The following is a 19,435-nucleotide window of genomic DNA, read 5'->3' on the forward strand; positions in this document are numbered from 1 at the left end:
CAGGAATGCTTTCCTTGGTTTGGAATACCGCTGCCAGACGCTCATAAAGATTTATGACCACTTCATGGAAGATTATGCCAAGAAAGTCGACTGTGGCATGAAAGCAAAAAGCACTTTGACGAAATACCATGCCGTATACAGTCACCTAAAGAACTTCCTGCAATCACGCTATCATGTGAGTGACATTGCATTGAAAGAAATTCAACCAACATTCATCACCGATTTTGAGACTTACCTGCTTGCAGAAAAACACCTGCATTGCAACTCTGTCTGGGTATATTCCTGTCCCGTCCGCATGCTACTGCACAGGGCGGTAGAAAACGGCTGGCTGATGCATTATCCATTCCCAGACTGCAGTGTGCCGAAAGAGGAAACGGAAAAAGGATTCCTTACCAAGGAGGAACTCGGACAGCTTATCAACGCCCCGAAGATGAACTTCAAGCGAACATTCATCCGCGATCTGTTCCTCTTCTGCGCTTTCACGGGATTGGCTTACATAGACCTGAAGAACCTTCGGGAGGAAAACATCGTGTCCAACCCGCTCGACGGCAGCGTGTGGATACATATCCATCGACAGAAGACAGGTGTGGAAACAAACGTCCGCCTGCTCGACATTCCTCTTCAAATCATGAAGAAATATAAAGGCCTATGCGACGACGGGCGTGTCTTTCCCGTTCCGTCCTATAATTCCTGCAAAATGATACTACGTACCGTCATGAAGAAATGCTGCATCTACAAACACATTACTTGGCACATGGCGCGCCATACGATGGCAACGGTGGTATGTCTTTCCAACGGCATGCCTATCGAGTCCGTCAGCAGCGTATTGGGGCACAAATGTATCTCCAGCACACAGATATACGCCAAGATTACCAACGAGAAACTGAACAAGGAAATGAATGTACTATCTGAAAAACTTGCTGATATTGGTGAGTTTGTCACCTCTGAGGATTTTACGTAATAGTACGAAAAATAAAAATGCTTTTATTATGACAACATCCAAACAATATATATATAAAAGGAGGAACGAACGATGAGACAACGAGACATCATTTATTTGAAAGAGAATGAATTTTGCATCACCGGTTCCGACATTTGGATGAGCGAGTGGGAACTGGCGGAACTCTTCTACGCCACGCAGGGTGAGATACGGGCAGCCATCAATCGCATGCTGAAAGATGGTGCGATACCGGCCTGCCACAGCACGAGATATATGCCTCTTGAAAACAGTCATGCTGCCGAGGTCTATTCCTTGGAGGCCATCATCGCCATTTCCTTTTATCTTCATACGGGATTTGCGGCAAAGTTTCGCAGATGGATAATACAACGGATAACGAGGGATAACAAACAGGCTGCCTCTCTCATAATTAGCATTGGTAGCGGATTGGAATGCTGAACAGACAGAGATACAAAACACTATTCGAATACGCTATTCAAGAAAAACTGAGAATTAAGGTGTAATAGACACCCTTCATGTAATTTGTAGATGATGAGCAAGTAAATCTTCCAAAGACTTGACACGATATTCAATTAACATTTCATGGCTCGAAGTAGTCGGTCCGGTAGCGGTATTGGCGTAAGTCGTAGAGCGGACGAAGGCGAGACAGCCTGCGCATGAAAGCATCGAAGTCTTTATTATACTTGTCGGACCAACCCACTTCGCTCACAGCTGCAATCTTCGGTAACATCTGCCACTCGACAGTGGCCATGTCTTTCACCCATTCTGTCCACACGCAAGCCTCCACACCAATGATGTTGCGCTGCTTGTCGGGCTTCAGTGCGGGGGCGACAGGCTCAACATCATAGACTCGTTGAATGCCATCGCGACCCTTCAGTAGGTTGTAGCCGCGGTTGCTGAAATAGAAGTTCTGCATGGGGCAGATGATAGTGGGGAAGCCTTCCTGCGCCGATCGTAAAGCCGACATGTAGCCGGTCCATGCCATCACGATGTTGGTTTTCTCGGGAGTACCATCCAATATCTCCTCCCAGCCCATCATCTTGCGGCCCCGTTCCTTGATGACTTGCTCTACATCGGCCATGAACGCGGTTTGAAGTTGGTTCTCCTTTGTGTGGCCCGGATTGTCGGTCAGCCCCAGTTCCTTGATGCGGGCCTGACATTTGGGACAGTCTTTCCAGCGTGTCTTGGGACACTCGTCGCCCCCGATGTGGATGTAGGGCGAGGGAAATATGTCCATAACTTCGGTTAATACGTCCTTTGCAAACTGTAAGGCACGGGGATTGCCGCCGCAAAGTACATCTTCGAACACACCAAACCTTGCCGGCACGCTGTAGGGACCGCCCGTGCATCCCAGTTCGGGATAAGAAGCCAAGGCCGCCAACATGTGGCCCGGGAGGTCGATCTCGGGAATAACAGTGATATAACGGTCGGCTGCATACTTCACGATGTCGTGGGCTTCCTGTTGCGTGTAATAGCCCGTGACGGGTTCATGGTCGTAAATTTGGGTGTAGGGTATCGAAAGAGTACTGTCACGTCGTGCCCCGATTTGCGTCAATAGCGGATATTTCTTGATTTCGATACGCCATCCTTGGTCTTCAGTCAGGTGCCAATGGAGGTAATTAACCTGATGTAGTGCCAAGATATCAATGATGCGTTTCACATCATCGACGGTGAAGAAGTGGCGCCCCACATCGAGCAAAAAGCCACGATAGGCAAAGCGGGGATAATCGTCGATACTGACGGCAGGCAGCGAAACCGACTTGATGCCGGTCTTGACAGGCAGTGCTTTTACCAATCGCTGCACGCCATGGAATACTGCTTCGGGCGTACTTCCGGCGATGGTTAGGCAGCGGCTGTCGGCCATGATGGTATAACCTTCGGGATGGCCGATATTCTTATCAATCGAAAGCACGATTTGGCGCAATTTCATGGCCGCACATGTCTTGAGCCGTAGTCCTGTGAGTTGGCTGATATCTTGCAGCAAGAAGCGGGCGTTGCGCTCCATGTTGCTGTCGTTTGCAGCCACTCTGATGGTGGTTGTTTGGTCGATGACAAAGGGATTACCTTTCAACAGATTGATTTTCTGTGGGCGTGGCACAGACAGCCAAACCCCGTTTTGTGCCGTAACGGTTAATACAGACAGCCATAGAAGCGTACTCAGTAGGAGATTTCTCATATCTTCTCGTTTTTTACAACCTAAAAGCAACCTTTTAGAATCACAGTGTTCTGTATGCGATATTTATTTGATAATTAACTTTTTCCCATTTTGGATATAGATGCCGTGTGACGGATGGCTCACACGCAGGCCGTTGAGGTTATAGTAGGGTGCATTTTCGTCACTCTTCCCATTTCTGCCAAGGACTTTTGTAATGCCCGTCTCGATACCTTTGAATGTAAGAGCCAATGCTGTGGCGCCACTTGTCTGTACTTTCATTTGCAGATAACCTGTGAAGAACGGAATCTGACTTTTGGTTTCGGCCAGCATAAACTTACCTTGGGTGGCATTGAAGACATAATGGCGATGGCCCGTCTCAGTCCCGACAGCCGTATCTTCCACGACACCGATTAATCGATTATCCTGCGTAGCAGCGTAGCCCAAGCTTTCGATGACTGTTTTGTCATGTGCTTGGGTTTCATCTATTTGGCAGTAGGAGTCCGTAACCCCCATATTTGGAACACGTGTTAGCACACCTACAAAGGCTGGAACATAATCATTGGTGATGGCAATCGCATGAACTGACGGATTGTCCGGCGCATTAGCTTTTGTGAAGTCGGCCAACATCCATGGCTTGCTACCCTTATTTTCGTCGGCAGGAAATGTCACGTCGAACGGATAGCAGACCACGTCGATCGTGTGTTCCCTGTTCAGGGGAATCTTAGAAGTGATGTTCAGCGTGTTTGTTTCGACTTCCCATAATTCCTTATAGGCCGAGACTTTGCTCTCCTTGACATAGATGTTTTGGCCAGCAGCAAAGACGCTTGTCATAGCACCATGTTTGACCGGCATGTCACCCAACAGATATATGTCTCTGACAGATGCCGCGTTGAAGGCTCTCTTTCCCATATAGTTTATGTCGGCGAGAACGACAATAGCTTTCAAGTGTGTTGCTTTTTCAAAGGCATGGTCCAGCATGGACGTTGTTTCATAAGCCACTTTTGGGAAGGTCTTTCCAAAGCGGTCGGCATCCGATGAAGCTTCTTCTGTGACCGACTGATTGAGAACGATGGACGTATGTTTGTCATTCCAGCCAACAACACCGGTACAAGTAGCTGACAAAGGTAGGTATTCTACGCCGCAGTCGTAGCCTTCTGTAACAATGAAAGACGGATGAACCGCCTTGAAAAGCTCGTAGTATTGTATGATTGTCGCGTTATTTTCAGTATTGTCATACCATGCTTTTCGTGTATAGATTGTGATATCTTTCGGTTGGGCTGATTGAAAGAATTGGACTGCAGTCAATGTCGGCAACTGAGAGGAGGCTATGAAACTCACAGACTTCAAGTTGGGACAGAGTGTAAAAGCTTTGTCTTCGATGTTGTTGATGGTAGCAGGGAACGTCAAATTGGTCAAGTTTTCGCAACCGTAAAAAGCATAGCTAGCTATCTTATAGACTGGAGGGAGAATGGTTTGCTTGGCATTTGCCCTACCGGCAGGGAAGAGAAAGAGTGTTGTTCTATCCTTGTTGCAAAGCATTCCGTCGAACGATGAAAATTGTGTATGACCGGCATCTACTTGAAACTCAGTCAGCTTCTCGCAATGTTTGAAAGCACCCATATCAATTCTTTTCAACGAAGAGGGGATAGCTACGGCTTGCAAGTTGGCACAATTGTCAAACGCTAAGGTCTCAATCGTGGTTACCGAAGCTGGCAGAGCAATGTATTTGATACCACTGTTGGCGAATGATTTGGAAAGAATCTTCGTGATAGAAGCTTTCTCTTGGAACGTGACACATTCCAACAACGGGGTATTTTGAAACACATTTGTATGGATGGCTGTGACCGAAGCCGGCACTTCGAACGCGGTGAGCTTGGGATTGTTTCTAAACGAGAGGTCGCCAATCGTTTCTAATATACTACTGCCATCGAACTTGAAAACCTTCAGATTTGCATTGGTACTGAAAGAACTGTTGGCAATGGTCTTCAAGTGTGAGCCATTGGCGATGTGTATTTCCGTGAGGTGAGGTATCATGAAGAAAGCACATTGTGCAGTGGATTGGAGCGAGGCGGGCAGTATGATACTCCCCGTAAGTTGCGATTCTGCAAAGGAATGAATACCGATGGACTTCAAAGATGCATTAGGGGCGAAAGTCACTTTTTTTGCATTGGCATAGCGGAAGGCCTTGTCACCAATTGTTTCGACGGATGAGGCAATATGAATAGCGGTCAGTTTCTGCGCAGCAAAGAACGCGAATGCATCAATATATTTGGTCCCTTCGGGAACGGTATATTTTCCGGCTTTGGCTGCAGGATAGACTATCAAATGCTTGCCGTCTTTCGAGAAGATAACACCCTCTACACTCTTGTAGTTCTTATTGCCTGCTTCCACCGTGAAAGAGGTCAGCTTTACAGGCCCTACAAAGCACATTTGCTCTATCTTCGTGCATCCGGCAGGTATCGTCACGCTGGTGAGTTTGACATCACCACTGGATTTGGTCTGATAGAACGACTGAAACTTGATTCTTTTCAGCGATGCAGGCAGGATGAGTTGCGTAATCTCCTTGCTCACTTTGGTGCTGATGCCGTCAGTGGCGGTAACGCTGTAATCTTCGTTGTCGGCAGTATTCCTGACGGTCGAGGGTATCGTAACCACGCCGTTGCCTGTGATTTCACAAATGGCGACTTCGTTGGCATGGGTCGTAATGTTTCGTACCGTAATTTTGTAGGTTGTTCCATCCGAAGTGAAAGTTGCCCCAACGGTTTGGGCCGACACGGTTATTGCTGAAATAAACGACGACAGCAACAAACCAATTCCAAACTTCTTGTTCATCATGTGCTTACTCCTTAATTAATACATTCGAATTATGTTGATGAAAACATCAAAAGGTGTGGCAAAATTATGCAATCTCTTGCAATATGCCGTTCTCCAAATTGCTTGAAAAGTGTTCCTTTTCTTGGATTTAATTATCCAAATCTTATCTTCTATTGTCCAAAACGAATGTTTTTCTTGATGAAGGGAGAGCTTTTGTGTTAAAGTGACTTAAGAAAATAAGTTTTGCGCCCCATTTGGATTATGTATTCACGAAAATACCATCTTAATAAGTAAAACCCTTGCAATGATACCAAAATGCTAAAGTAATGTCTTTTATGAAAAAACAACAATTCGGATCTATCCGCATGGAACATATTTATCTGAATATGAGCACGGCAATGGCAGCCTTCATAAGCCTGAACAATCAAATCAGAACATTAAACAATTATCTCCATTCGTTGGAAGGAGAACTACACGAGCACACGTTTGACGATGCCATGCAGTCAGTATGCGTAGATGAAATTGCTGCGGTGAACGGCTACAAAAGCAGCAACAGGAAACTGGCAGAGAACTTCGTACGCCTTGTGAACGAGCATGTCAAGGACGAACATACAGTGAATTACTATGCTGGCAGGCTGTGCGTTTCAGCCCACCATCTAAGCATGGTGGTGAAAAAGGAAACAGGCAATGCCGCCAAAGAATGGATAGCTCGAACGTTGACTGCGAGGATTCAAGCCGCATTGCGTTTCGACGACAGGCCGTTGAAAGAACTTGCTGATGATTTTTGCTTCGCTTCGACAAGTTCCTTATGCAAGTTTTTCAAACAGAGAACGGGTACCACGGCCTTCTCCTATCGGCTGGACGAAACCGGCTCCATCAACTACGTAAGCGTGTGACAGTCTTTCAAACAAGCATAAGAGGATGCATCACCAGTGATATACCCTCCATATAGAAACCGCGCATTCTGCATCGTCAGAATCCATACCGCAGTTTCACCCACGTTTCCGAATTTCGCGAATACATCGCAAACATGCCTGCATCGGCATGAAAATAGTCATACCCAGCGGTAAGACTAATTTGGTCGTTGAGGTCGTATTTGCATGAAAGGCGATTGAATACGCCCCCATGCGACACGTCTATGTAGGCAAAGGAAGACAGGGCTAGCGTGTTGCGAAACAGCTCTTTGGAAACCCTCACTGTTGCAACGCCCGTATTGCGAAGAACTGAAAGCTCCGCAAGACTACCGCCTACGTGCTTATGCGCATATTGCGCACTGAGCATCCAGTCGTTACCAGCATACCAATCTACACCCAACAGCGCATTCAGCACATTGCGCCCTTGCACCTCACTGCCAAATTCTGCATTCTGCGCTTCGTTTAAGTTGGCGGCCAATTCGCCACGAACCACAAACCTGCCAACGGGAAACGAGACGTCGGCACCGAGCATCGTTAGGCGGCGATAGTGGCCAACAACCGTCATAGATGCACCCGCGGGGTCTACGGCATAACTGAAAGCGGGCATCTTATTCCAGGTGTGTAAGCCGCAGAAAGAGAAGTCTATGCCACTAAGATTTACCGAAAGCCTTCCGCCGAACTCCACGTTGCGCAACCGCGTTTGGGGCTTTCGGCTGTCCAAGTCGAACGTGTAGGGTATCGGTGTATCGATGCGCACGGCCCAGGGATTACGCTCATCGGTGGGCAGGATGAAGAAATCGCTCACGGGGATGCAAACCAACTCTACATTAGATGCCTGCCTAACGAGCCTCAGCCGAAAGGCATTAACGGGCGTTCGGATGTCGTCGTAGTCTTGTGCGAGGAACTCCGTATAATCCATTGGCGATATTTGGTCGGTAAGCCGTAAGGCATCCGCCACGCCCCAGATAATAATCTGCCGCCCGGCACGCAGGTCTACATGGGCGTTTGCATACGATAGGTAGGCCTCGCGCAGCGTAATGCCCGTTTGTTCTTTCAGCAAGGCGTTGTAGATGGCGTTCATCGAGACGAACAGCCTTGCGCCGCCTTTCTCCAACGTCAGTTCTCCACGCGCCCTTGTTCGCGAGGCCAGCCACTCACCTTTGCCTTCGGTTCGGGCGGCATGATAGGTGTCGAGAAAGCCCTTTACCTGCACTTGCAGCTCATCAGCAGGCATTTCGTCCACCAGCAACGTATCGGTTGCCGTGTCTTCATCCTGCGCCCCCGCCTGCGCCGACACCGCCAGCGCAAGCAGGAGCAGGAGCATAAGCCTTGCCGTTTTCATATTCCCTTTTCTAATCTAGCAACAGTAAACAGCGCCGCATCTATCTTCAGGTCGAACTTTTGGTCGCTCATTTGGAGGATGGTTTTGTGTCCTGTCTGCACATTGCTCATCTCCATGCGCCCCATCACCCAAAAACCTTGCACCTTCGAGACGTTGCTTACCACAAGACTGCGGTGCAACTTGTCGAGCTTATCGTAATATTCGGCCTTAACCACCACCGCGCAGTCTTGCCTTATCCAGGTGATGCGTTTGGAATATATCCCGTGTTTGTCGTTGGGAACCGACTGCACCACCCAGCATTTCTGTCCTCCGAGCATTTCTTCGCGCAGCAAGGTGTGGGTTTCTTCGTCCACGTTGCGGCTGCTCATGTCGTCGTATGTAAAGTCGCTACCCATGAAATAGTCGGTTTTCGACGACTTCCCGCTGATGCGCCTTGTTTTTTTCATGGCGGGCAGGTACAGCCAACGGTCGTCTTCGCGTTTGGCATTGTCATAGTCCCAGGTAAGAAAGCCTGTGCCTTTCACGTCGCCCGGGTAGGTAAAGAACATCACCCGCTTGCTGTCTTTACCCACATCCATAGCCCACGAAACGAGTTTGCGTTCGCGGCGATTGCCGTTTTTCTGTATCAAAGTCATCGTCAGTGCGGCATAACGGGTGTCTCCGTCGGGCCGGTTCTTCACTTTGAGCATCACGTCTCGCCCCATTAGGCCGGCAGCAGACGCCGAAATGGCTGAACACGCCAAAAGGATTGCACTTAAAAATATTGTTTTCATTGCTATGATATTTATTTGATTAATACTAAGTTGCTATGTGTCAAGGGTTGGCCTTGCCGTTTTGGGCTTTGCCGAAGATGTGTAAATACTTAAACAAGATGGGCGTAATGAAGAGGTCGGCCAACAAGGCAGAAACCATTCCGGCAATGGCCAGTATGCCCCAGTTGCGCAATTGCAGGGCGTTAGACACCGTAAAGCCGGCAAAAGCGACGGAGATGATCAACGTAGACATCACGATGGCCAGGCCTTCGGTGCGGAAGGTGCGTTTGATGGCCAGGTCGTAGTCGCCATAACGGTTGTAGGCCAGGTGCCCATGATTGATGAAATGGATGGTATCGTCTACGGCAATACCCAACACCATGGGGATAAGCGATGCCGTCATCATGTCTAAGGGATAGTCTAACCAGCCCATCATGCCCCCCACGATGATGGCCGGGGCAATGTTAGGTATCATGCCAATGAGCCCTACCTTCCAATTGCCGAAGACAAGAACAAGGATAACGCCAATGACAAGCACCGAAAGCAACATTGACCACATTTGTCCGCGCTCCACATATTGCTGCATGGCGGTGAACTGGGGGATGTTTCCCACAGCCGACACATGGGCATTGGGGAACAGCTTTTGTGCCTCCTGCTCTATCAGTTGCATTTCTTTCTCGGCCTCGTTCGAGTTATACGAGTTGAGTTCTATCTGCAAACGCAGCCGCTTATAGTCGTAATCCATCCAATATTCGGCCTCGGTTCCGCCTGCGTTCTCGTAAAGCAACAACAGCTGAGCCACCATGTTGGGGTCGTGCGGTATGGCATAGGCCGAGTCTTTGTTGGCATTGAGCGTGCAGTTCATGTCCTTTATGATGTCGAGAATGGAGTTGTGGCGTTTGGTTAGCTTGTAGGTTTGGGCAATGCGGCTTAGTTTGTCGAGCTTTTCCAGGTTGCTCGGTAGTTTGGCATCGCCGGCTTTGGGCAGCACAATCATCACGTCGTACGAGTACATACTGCCCAATTCGGTTTGGCAAAGGTCGAGGAAACGAGCCACATAAGGCACCTTTCGGCCCATGGTGCGTTCTACATCGAAGGCCGGTTCGATGCTGAACAAGCCGACAGCACAAAACGCCGTGAACACAACCGACACGATGACGACAGCACGATGGCGGCGAATGACGAAGTTTCCAAGCCGTTCGAAGAGCGTTCCTGCACGCCCTTCTATGCTGTGATTCATGTGCGGGTGTGGCTTTCGGTTACGTCCGAACGACAGCAACACAGGCGTAATGAAGAGGCAAGTGCCCAAAACACCCAGCAAACAGAGCGAGGTGTTAAGCCCTATGGCCTGCATGGGCACAATCTTCATGGCCAAGAAGGTTGCCATTGCCGCGATGGTGGTAAGCCCGGAGAGCAACACGCCCCAGCCGGTTGAGCTTACGGCCTCGACAACAGACGTGCGCCGACGCCCCGTTTGCACAAATCGGGTTTTGAAGAAGTTGTAAAGGTGGATGTTATATGCTATCGAACAAGCGAATGCCAGTATGACGGCTATCATCACGGTGGGCTGGTCTACGTAGATGCCCGTCCAGCCAATGACACCATAACCCAACAAGATGCCGACCACAGATGTGAGCAACGGCGCAACCACACCGCGGAACGAGCGGGTTACGAAAAGCATAATTAAGATGGAGGCAATGAAGGCAAAGAGCATCAAACGGCCCATTTCGCCCTGCAAGAAGGTTACCTTTTCGTGGGTGAGATAAGGCATGCCCGAGGCGTTGGGCGACAATTCCCGATATTTGGGCTTGCTGATGATGTGCGCCAGTTCCTTTCCCGTGAGTATGTCGGGCGAGGTATTGCTGGTCTTTTTCCATTCCTGTTCGGGCGGAAAAGTTCGTAGCTTCACCACTATCCACGTTATCGTGCCGTCTTTCGACACCAACTTACGAGCCAAATGGGGCTTGCTGAACGCCCGTTGCCTAATGGCGGCCAACGAATCGGCATTGGTGGGTATCTCGTCGGGTACTATTTGCTCGATGGCCAACCCCTCATCGTTGCCCACGGTAAACTCTAAATCGGTGAGCGAAGTTATCTTTTCGGCATACGAAAGGCTGTCGAGCAGTTCGTTGCTTAGCTCTCGGATGAGCGAAAGGCTGCGATGCGAGAAGATGTCTTTGTTCTCCACAAGCACGGCCGCATAATAATCGTTGCCGAAGATGGATTTAAACTCGTTGGTCTTAACCAGCACGGGGTCGTCTTCGAGAAAGTAATCATCGAACGAGGTCTTCATCACGACACGCTTAGTGCCTACGACCGATAGGCCCATCAATACTGCAAAGGCTACCAGCACCAGCCACCTGTGGCGGAGCACCCATAGGGCGGTGCGTTTGAAACTTCTGTTTACGCTTTCTATTCTCATTGTTATATAATTTAAGAGTTACACTTTCAGTAATTTCTGCCAGCCAGCGGTTGAGAACTCGAAGTATTCGGCAAAGAACTGTCTGATGTCTTCCTCTCCGAGTTCTTCGTATTGAACGATTTCCGAAAGGATCATCGACCACATTGAACAGACGACGTGCATCAGAAACGGCGATACTTCGGTATTCAATCGGGGGAATTTCTGTTTCAGCATCTGCAGGTATTCCATGCCCAATTGCTTTTGTTGTTCGGTAAAGCGGTCGCGATAGCAGTCCAGCGACGTGCCCTCGGTGCTGAAGAAAAGCAACTTCAGCTCGGGTCTGAATTGCCTGACCAAGGTTAAAAGCCTGTTCATCATTTCTGCCTGCATCTGTTCCATCGAAAGGAAATCAATTGTCAGATGATCTGTTCGATTGTGAAACTGCAGATACTCGTCGAGCGTATGAAGCAACGGAGCCAGCACTGCACAAAGTATCTTGTCTTTGCTTTCAAAATATTTATAGATGTTTCCCAATGCCACGCCCGATCGTTTGGCAATGGTTCGCATTGAAGTTTTCTTCACTCCGTTGCGTATGAACTCATCGTGAGCCACAGCGATAATCCGGCTCCGCACATCATCTTTCTTCACTTGCATGGTCATATATATAATAAGGTGAACGAAAAGAGAACAACGTTTGATTATGTTCATAAAAAAAGCGCACTGTCTGAATTCCCAGACAGTGCGCTTTATATGAAAGGCAACCTGCTCGCAGCCCTATATCTCTTTTCATGTAAAACATGTTCTTATTTTATCGTCAGCAAAGTTACCAAATCCCATAAAACAATACAATACCTATAATTTGGTATTTTGGTCAGGACATGCTATAGGATACGTCTCCGTACCCGGCAAATAAGTCGCATGGCACCCAGCTGCAGGGTAGCGTCCTACCCAGCGAATATATCCTTCCCTACCCAGCAGCTGGGTAGGACGGCACCCAACAGCTGGGTAGACAGGTACCCAGCGAATAGGGTGAATAAGGTCAAGCGGACAGCAAAAATATGCCTGAGCGATAATGGTTTGACTGACCCGGCAATTGAATGTGATAGAAGTGTTACATATCCTTGCGTAATCTAAAAGAAATATAATTCATGCGGCTTTTTTTATGTTTCAAGGTATAATCATTTCAAGAAGCATGTCTTAAAACGTGAAAGAAGAAAGCTCTTCAACGTTTCGAATATCGGCATATACTATCTTTGCCGACTCCGATTGAAGCCTAATTGTTTAACCAAAATAATACGACAATGAACCTTAAAAGATTTACAGTAACCTCATTCTTTTTGTCGCTAACCTTTCTTGGTATCAATGCGCTAACCTGCTGTCAAAGTAATGGTGATGGACCGGAAGAAAAGCCGGAGATTCCCAAACCCAAACCACAGGGGCCCATGCAGCTCACTTCCAAGGTTAAGTTTCCAATGCTGGCATGGATTGGTCTGCCTCCCAATTCGAGCAGAGAAGCCTATAGCGATATGAAAGCTGCCGGCTTCGACTATGACTTGCTGACCTATTACGGAAGCGTAAATCAAGTGAAAGAAGCCTTGGATAAAGCCGATGAAGTGGGTATCAAGTGCTTCATCAATTGTCCGGAATTGGGCAAGGACCCTCAAAAGGCCATCAATGCGCTGAAAGATCACCCTGCCGTAGCGGGATGGTATATCATAGATGAGCCCAAACTGGCAGAGCTTCAGACCGTGGCCAACAAAATGAAGAAATTCAGGACTTACGACACCAAGAATTTGCTTTATGTCAACCTGTTGTCCATCGACTCGCCTAAGGACTTTATCGGCGATACGCCTGAAAAGTATGTCAATGATGCAACAAGTCTGCTGCCACTCGAATTCCTATCGTTTGACTTCTATCCCATCTATATAAGGAAAGGTGAAACGCAACGGCGAATCAACGGCTTGTGGTATAAGAGCATGGAGATATTTGCAGCCAAGGCCAAAGAACTGAACATTCCGTTGTGGACTTTCGTTCTGTCCTCCTATTATTGGCCCAGTGAGAAAGGCCAGTATCCGGAACCGACGTATGGAGATATGCGATTGCAAATCTATTGCGGCCTGGCTTATGGAGCACAGATGCTTCAATACTATACCTATACCACGCCAAAGGAGACAACTTTCTACAACGCTCCGATTAAACTCGACGGCACAAAGAGTCCTACCTACGACAGACTGAAAGTGTTGAATCAGGAAGTCAAGAAATTGTCGGGTGTATTCGTCGGTGCCCAAATGATTGACGTGTGGCACACTGGGAGTAAGCTTCCGTTAGGAACAAAAGCATTAGTATTGCCTCAGCACTTCACAACAATCAAAACAAGTGAAGGTGGAGCCATCGTATCACATCTGAAGAAAGGCGACCGTAACTTCCTCATGATTGTCAATCACAGTCCCACCGAAAAGATGAGTTTGGAGATAAAGGGCGACTCCTACGTGAAAGAAGTGGACAAGGATGCTTATATCAAAAGTGTAGACTGGAACAAGCCGCATACCTATTCCATAGAACCGGGTGACATGAAATTGTTCACATGGCAATAAGTATGTTGTTGATAATAATTTGAAGGCTCGGCATGAAGATGTCGAGCTTTCATTTTTTATAGGTGTATATAAAGCTCTCTTGTCGATGGTTTCATGCGTGGTCCCCACATTGTTTACCACATTGTTTTGAAATGGATTATAAAATTATTTTAAGACGAGAATATATGTTCCAAAAAAATATGTAAATTTGCAATACATGGGCAGGAACCATAGTGCTCAATACTCCAGACAGCCTTATGTCTACCCATTGCAAAACAACATGAAACATTCCGAATTTGGATTGAAACTTACGTATGAAAAATGAAAAGCAGATGACAGTATCTTCAGATAATGAGCCTGAGCTCATAGCGGCAATGCGCAATGGGTCACAAGAGACATTTGCCGTTCTTTTTGAATATTACGCACCCCAACTGATTGCCTTTGCCATGAAATACTGCCATAATCGTGAGTTGGCAGAAGAAATCACCGAAGACACATTCGTATGGATATGGACACACAGGGAAACTCTTCGCAACGAGCAATCTATCAAGAGTATCATCTTCATCAAAACACACCACCTTATCATCAATGCTTATCGATCCACATTGAATAGTCCGCAGTTTTGCGATTATATAAACTATGTGAATAGCTTCAGTTCCATTCCCAACCAAGGGGTTGTTCTGGAATATCAAGAGTTTCTCAAGGTCATACGCCATGAAATGGAGAAGCTCACCAACACACAACGTAGCGTGATAGAATTGTCGCGTTTCGAAATGATGAGCATACGCGACATTGCCGCACAACTCGGCATGCAGGAACAGACGATTCGCAACCAACTCTCTTTGGGACTGAAACATTTGCGTAAACTTCTGAAAGAAGCAGGATACAGCCTTCCTCTCGTGTTATTGTTTGTTAATTTATGGCGATAAGAAGTATGTGCCAATGAATAGATGTGTCTGATATTATAAATAATCAATATGGATGAATTAGAAAATAAATATCATCAACTGCATCTCTCGTCAAGCGAGTTAGATGAACTGAAGGAACGGGTAAACACTACGTCTGACGAAAAGCTCGTAAACGATATGCACGAATGTTGGGAACAAGGGGTTACCGTTCAACAGGCTGACACAGATTCGGCCAAAGCCGTATGGCAGCGTGTCAGCAAACGGATATTGCCGCAAGAAACCGGTATGTCGCAGAAGAAGACACGGATTGGGCATTGGTTGCAGATTGCCGCAGCTGTCATCATTCCCGTTTTGTTGATTTCTCTGGGTTATCAGTATCATCACCAACAGCAATTGGCACAAGACGTGATGACCGTAACAACAGAAGAGGGCGAGCAAGTAAGTTTGTCTTTGCCTGACGGTACACGTATCAAGTTGAATGAATTCAGTCGAGTAACTTACCATCCGCATGTATTCAGTGCAACCAATCGTCACATTGATTTTATTGGTGAGGCCTATTTCGACGTACGAAAGGATAGTCTCCATCCCTTTAACATTAATGCTGATGGGATGGATATAACGGTTAAAGGCACAAAGTTTAACCTGAAGAACTATCCCCAACAAGCCACAGCAGATCTTAGTTTGATAGAAGGTTCCGTAATTCTTCGTGCACAAAAAACGGGACAAGAGATCACATTACGGCCGGGGCAACGCAGCATTTTGGACAAGGTATCGGGGCATCTTGCCGTGGAAGAAATGAGGGAGCAACTTGATAATGTGACGGCATGGAAGTCTCATCAGCTTGTTTTCAGAAATGTAAGCTTGCGAGATGTCTTAAAAACAATACAAAAAACGTATGATGTAGATATCAGCATACAGACTAATTTGAATCTTTCCGATCTCTTTACAGGAACAATCTCCAGTTCCGATTTGAATGAAAGTTTGGAAGTCTTGGAACAAATTTACCATTGCAAAGCAATTGTTTCCGGTAAACGCGTCACTATCTGCCGGTAGCATATCTATTTGAAAAGTAATGAAATAGGAACTAAAACCTAACAAGAGTGAGGTGTTTTAGTTCCTTTTTCTTTGCGGGGAGAGATAAAAAAGATCTATTTACGGTTATATTTCGGTAACACTTGTGTCTCCAATATTAAACGGAAATGACAAAGACTGTTACAAACACTATTTAACCTTTAAGATTATGGAAATAAACCGAAATCTAAGAATTTGTCTTTTGGCATTATTACTGGCCATTATTACACAATCGGTGTGGGCGCAAGGACAAACGGTAAGTATTCACTTGCAGAAGGCCTCACTCAAGCAGGTATTCAATGCTGTAGAAAAACAGACGACTTACCGATTCTCTTATCGTAGTGCTGCGGTGGATAGCCGTAGAGACATCAGTGTGAATGTTACAAACGGTACGGTAAATCAAGTCTTAGACATCGCACTTGTAGGTAGAAATCTTAAGTACAAGATTGTATCGTCCAAGGTGATTGCCATTACAGAAAAAGAAGCTGCGTCCCATCAACTGGAAAAAACGCCCCTCCCTACCAATCACATTCATGTGAATGGCCTCATCATTGATGAAGGAGGAGAACCCTTGATTGGGGTCACTGTTTCAGAACGAGGGACAACCAATCGTGCCGTCACCAACCTTGAAGGCCGTTTCGAAATAGAGGTTGAAAAAGGACATTCACTGGAATTTAGCTACATAGGTTATCTCTCTCAGACGTTGTCTGTCAAGCCCAATATGACTGTACGAATGAGTCCTGATAATCATAATCTGGATGAAATCGTTGTCATTGGCTATGGTAACAGCAAAAGACGTGACCTCATTGCATCTGTTTCGACTGTCAAGACAGATGAATTGACCAATGTGCCCGTTTCAAATATAACTCAAGGGCTTGCCGGACGTTCACCCGGTCTCGTCATCAAAGCCAGTGGCGGCGGTATTGATCCTATACCTTACATCACTATTCGAGGTGGTGAGGTTCCACTCTATGTCATTGATGGCGTGGTCCGTTCTCAAACCGATTTTGCCAATCTCCTACCTGAAGATATCGAAAGCATGTCAATATTGAAAGATGCTTCGGCTACGGCAATCTATGGTTCACGCGCCTCCAACGGCATTATTCAAATACAGACAAAGACAGGTAAGGCCGGTCGTACCTCTGTTGATTATGATTTCAATGTCAGTATGGCTCAGCCTGCCAACTGGCCGGAGCAACTCAGTGCCTACGACCGTGCATATTATGCAAATGTAGCGCGTAAGAATGATGGCTTGGACCCCATTTTCTCTGATGAAATCATGCAAAAAATAAAAGACGGTAGTGACCCTCAAAACTATAACAGCACGAATTGGCGTGACATCACACTGCGCAAATGGGCACCGCAAATAAAAAATGCGATAAGAATAACAGGTGGAAATGAAAAGACTAACTTCTTTGCTTCCTTGGGACGTATCGATCAAAATTCGCTCTATCGCAGTGGGACCCATTGGATGAAGCGTACAAACTTCCGTATCGGAGGAGCGACAAATCTGCAAGAAATAGGTTTAAAAATAAGTGCAAGCATTGACGGTTATGTGCAGAGTGTCAATCATCCTTACACTTCAAAAATATCAAGTTATAGAGAAGTCTTTCGTGGAGTAAATGACGGAAACTTGTTCAGTCCGGCCTACAACAACCTTGGACTCTTCTATAACCAAAATACGAATATTGCTGCAGAGATTAGTAAAGACGCAGGTTTCATTCGTACAAAGAAAAATGTTGTCAATGGAAAGGGAGAATTACTTTGGTCTTTACCGTGGATAAAAGGTATGTATGTACGCCTATCAAGTAATTATCGTTTCTTTTATAACTCCATCAAGTCATGGCGTAAGGATCCCGCTACATATGCATGGGATTCAGAAGAGCCTTCATATGCCAGCATTTCACAGCTCCAACACGAGTCTAATGCCGGATATGCTTTCACCAACCAAGCCTTTGTGGGTTATGATAAAACTTTCGGGCATCACAATATTTCCGCACTCTTCGGCTATGAACAATATTATGAGAAGAACGAAGATTATTGGGCCAAGCGTGAGAATTTTACTTTCAACATTCCACAATTGGAAATCGGTGATGCCAATGCACAGACCAATGGAGGTAAAGATGACATTGAATTGGGGCGTGCGGCATGGATTGGACAATTAAAATACAACTATGCAAATAAGTATTACGTTGAAGGAAGTTTTCGTTATGATGGTTCCGATTATTTCCGCAAAGACAAACGATGGGGGCTCTTCTTCAGCGGTTCACTCGGCTGGGTCGTAACGGAAGAAGCATTCATGAAGCCATTTGTAGAGCGAAATATATTCAACAGTTTGAAGCTTCGCGGCTCTTATGGTGAGACTGGACTTGACAGCGATGCCGGCCGTTGGGCCTATATGACTTCCTATTCTATGAATCCCAAAGGACAGATTGTGGGAGGGAAATACGTTCCGACATTTGCAGAAGGAGCCTTAGCTTCACCCGATTTGACATGGTATACCACGCGTGAGCTTGATTTTGGCTTTGATTTCTCATCACTCGGAAATCGTCTCTATGGCTCTTTCGACTATTTCTACTATGTTACTAGAGGATATCTTGTCGCTCCGAAAGGAAAGAGTTATTTAGGTACGGCACTTGGTGTGGGTATGCCCAAGATAAAATCTGATAGTGAACGTCGGCGCGCAGGCTACGAAATACAACTGGGGTGGCGTAGCAATATCGGCGCATTTAAGTATGACATATTGGCCAACTACACTCATTTCGATGCACTTTGGGCACTTGATGAGCGTGAAGGAGAAAGTTCTGCCAAGAATCCTTATCAACGCTGGCAGCAGCATAAAGGCTATTTTGACGTAATTTATCGCAACTTAGGCTACTATCGCAGTGCAGAAGATGTGTATAATAGCGTAGCTTTTCTTTCAGGCATCAACTCTGGCAACCTAACTGCCGGTGATATCAAATATTGGGATGCCAATGGAGACGGTCGCATTACAGAGGAAGACATGCGACGTTTAGGCAAGAGCAAGCTTCCAAGAGGGCAATGGGGAATCAACATCAGTCTAAGTTATAAAGGATTCTATTTCAGTACGCTCTTCCAAGGCTCCACTAGATTCGACATGTACATACCCGGTAGTGCTGCCATGAGAACAGACCAAAGTGGTGCTGTGAGTACGAAATTCCCCTATCAACTCGATACTTGGAAACCTGATAACACGAATGCACACTATCCTAGGCTCATGTCGAACACCAACCGTAATAGCAATAATAATTATATCTATAGTGATTTTTGGCTGGTAAATGGAGCCTACCTGCGTATGAAAGACTTCCAGCTCGGATATGATCTGAAATACTCTTTAGCTAAACGTGTTCACTGGTTGACTCGGGCAAGAGTCGGTGTTTCTGGACAAAATATCTTTACCATCTCGCAGGCAACCAAATACGGCCTTGATCCGGAAAACTCTTCAACCGAGAATTACGGATATCCTGTAGAGCGAACTTTGGCCTTTACCTTAAACTTAGGATTCTGATTTATTAATAGCTGACAA

Annotated in this window: 13 protein-coding genes; 7 read left to right on the plus strand and 6 right to left on the minus strand. The window is 46.5% G+C overall.

Going from position 1 to position 19,435, the window contains the following annotated elements; translation table 11 throughout:
* Together HMPREF9944_RS12160 and HMPREF9944_RS12165 are read left to right on the plus strand one after the other, a co-directional pair.
* The coding region (locus HMPREF9944_RS12160; protein ID WP_008566648.1) for a site-specific integrase at window positions 1-961 on the plus strand (961 nt) is incomplete at its 5' end.
* 72 nt (window positions 962-1,033) lie between these two features.
* The gene (locus tag HMPREF9944_RS12165; protein WP_008566649.1) at window positions 1,034-1,396 is read left to right on the plus strand and encodes a hypothetical protein; all 363 of its coding nucleotides are present in this window, start codon (window positions 1,034-1,036) and stop codon (window positions 1,394-1,396) included.
* Between the two features lie 142 nt (window positions 1,397-1,538).
* Here HMPREF9944_RS12165 and HMPREF9944_RS12170 read toward each other — a convergent pair whose 3' ends face one another.
* Complete coding sequence (locus tag HMPREF9944_RS12170; protein ID WP_008566650.1) at window positions 1,539-3,134, minus strand: beta-N-acetylhexosaminidase; 1,596 nt, start codon at window positions 3,132-3,134, stop codon at window positions 1,539-1,541.
* Between the two features lie 63 nt (window positions 3,135-3,197).
* Window positions 3,198-5,948: a leucine-rich repeat domain-containing protein gene (locus tag HMPREF9944_RS12175; RefSeq protein WP_008566651.1), complete on the minus strand. Its 2,751-nt coding sequence runs from the start codon at window positions 5,946-5,948 to the stop codon at window positions 3,198-3,200.
* Window positions 5,949-6,262: 314 nt separating this feature from the next.
* Here HMPREF9944_RS12175 and HMPREF9944_RS12180 point away from each other — a divergent pair, with 314 nt between their 5' ends.
* A complete protein-coding gene (locus HMPREF9944_RS12180) occupies window positions 6,263-6,823 on the plus strand; it encodes a helix-turn-helix domain-containing protein (RefSeq protein WP_172634007.1) in 561 nt (186 codons plus the stop codon).
* Window positions 6,824-6,899: 76 nt separating this feature from the next.
* Here HMPREF9944_RS12180 and HMPREF9944_RS12185 read toward each other — a convergent pair whose 3' ends face one another.
* The 4 genes from HMPREF9944_RS12185 to HMPREF9944_RS12200 are packed head-to-tail and all read right to left on the minus strand — an operon-like array spanning window position 6,900 to window position 11,990.
* Window positions 6,900-8,183 carry a DUF1302 family protein gene (locus HMPREF9944_RS12185; protein WP_044113740.1) on the minus strand — a complete coding sequence of 428 codons (1,284 nt, stop codon included), beginning with the start codon at window positions 8,181-8,183 and terminating at the stop codon, window positions 6,900-6,902.
* Window positions 8,180-8,956, minus strand: a complete 777-nt coding sequence (locus HMPREF9944_RS12190; protein ID WP_008566654.1) for an outer membrane lipoprotein-sorting protein — start codon at window positions 8,954-8,956, stop codon at window positions 8,180-8,182. The genes HMPREF9944_RS12185 and HMPREF9944_RS12190 overlap by 4 nt, the downstream gene beginning before the upstream one ends.
* 40 nt (window positions 8,957-8,996) lie before the next feature.
* Window positions 8,997-11,357 (minus strand): efflux RND transporter permease subunit, encoded by a 2,361-nt coding sequence (locus tag HMPREF9944_RS12195; protein ID WP_008566656.1) that lies wholly within the window; start codon window positions 11,355-11,357, stop codon window positions 8,997-8,999.
* 18 nt (window positions 11,358-11,375) lie between these two features.
* Window positions 11,376-11,990, minus strand: coding sequence for a TetR/AcrR family transcriptional regulator (locus HMPREF9944_RS12200; RefSeq protein ID WP_044113746.1), 615 nt, complete (start codon window positions 11,988-11,990; stop codon window positions 11,376-11,378).
* A 647-nt stretch (window positions 11,991-12,637) separates the two neighbouring features.
* On the opposite strand from HMPREF9944_RS12200, the gene HMPREF9944_RS12205 reads away from it, so the two are divergent.
* From HMPREF9944_RS12205 to HMPREF9944_RS12220, 4 genes are all read left to right on the plus strand, one after another.
* Window positions 12,638-13,930 (plus strand): hypothetical protein, encoded by a 1,293-nt coding sequence (locus HMPREF9944_RS12205; RefSeq protein ID WP_008566658.1) that lies wholly within the window; start codon window positions 12,638-12,640, stop codon window positions 13,928-13,930.
* Between the two features lie 311 nt (window positions 13,931-14,241).
* On the plus strand, window positions 14,242-14,838 hold the full coding sequence (locus HMPREF9944_RS12210) for an RNA polymerase sigma factor (RefSeq protein ID WP_008566659.1): 597 nt from the start codon (window positions 14,242-14,244) through the stop codon (window positions 14,836-14,838).
* A 48-nt stretch (window positions 14,839-14,886) separates the two neighbouring features.
* The gene (locus HMPREF9944_RS12215; protein WP_008566660.1) at window positions 14,887-15,870 is read left to right on the plus strand and encodes a FecR family protein; all 984 of its coding nucleotides are present in this window, start codon (window positions 14,887-14,889) and stop codon (window positions 15,868-15,870) included.
* A 187-nt stretch (window positions 15,871-16,057) separates the two neighbouring features.
* The gene (locus tag HMPREF9944_RS12220) at window positions 16,058-19,417 is read left to right on the plus strand and encodes a SusC/RagA family TonB-linked outer membrane protein (protein ID WP_008566661.1); all 3,360 of its coding nucleotides are present in this window, start codon (window positions 16,058-16,060) and stop codon (window positions 19,415-19,417) included.
* Window positions 19,418-19,435: the final 18 nt, after the last annotated feature.

The organism is Segatella maculosa OT 289 (assembly GCF_000243015.1).
Lineage (GTDB): Bacteria > Bacteroidota > Bacteroidia > Bacteroidales > Bacteroidaceae > Prevotella > Prevotella maculosa.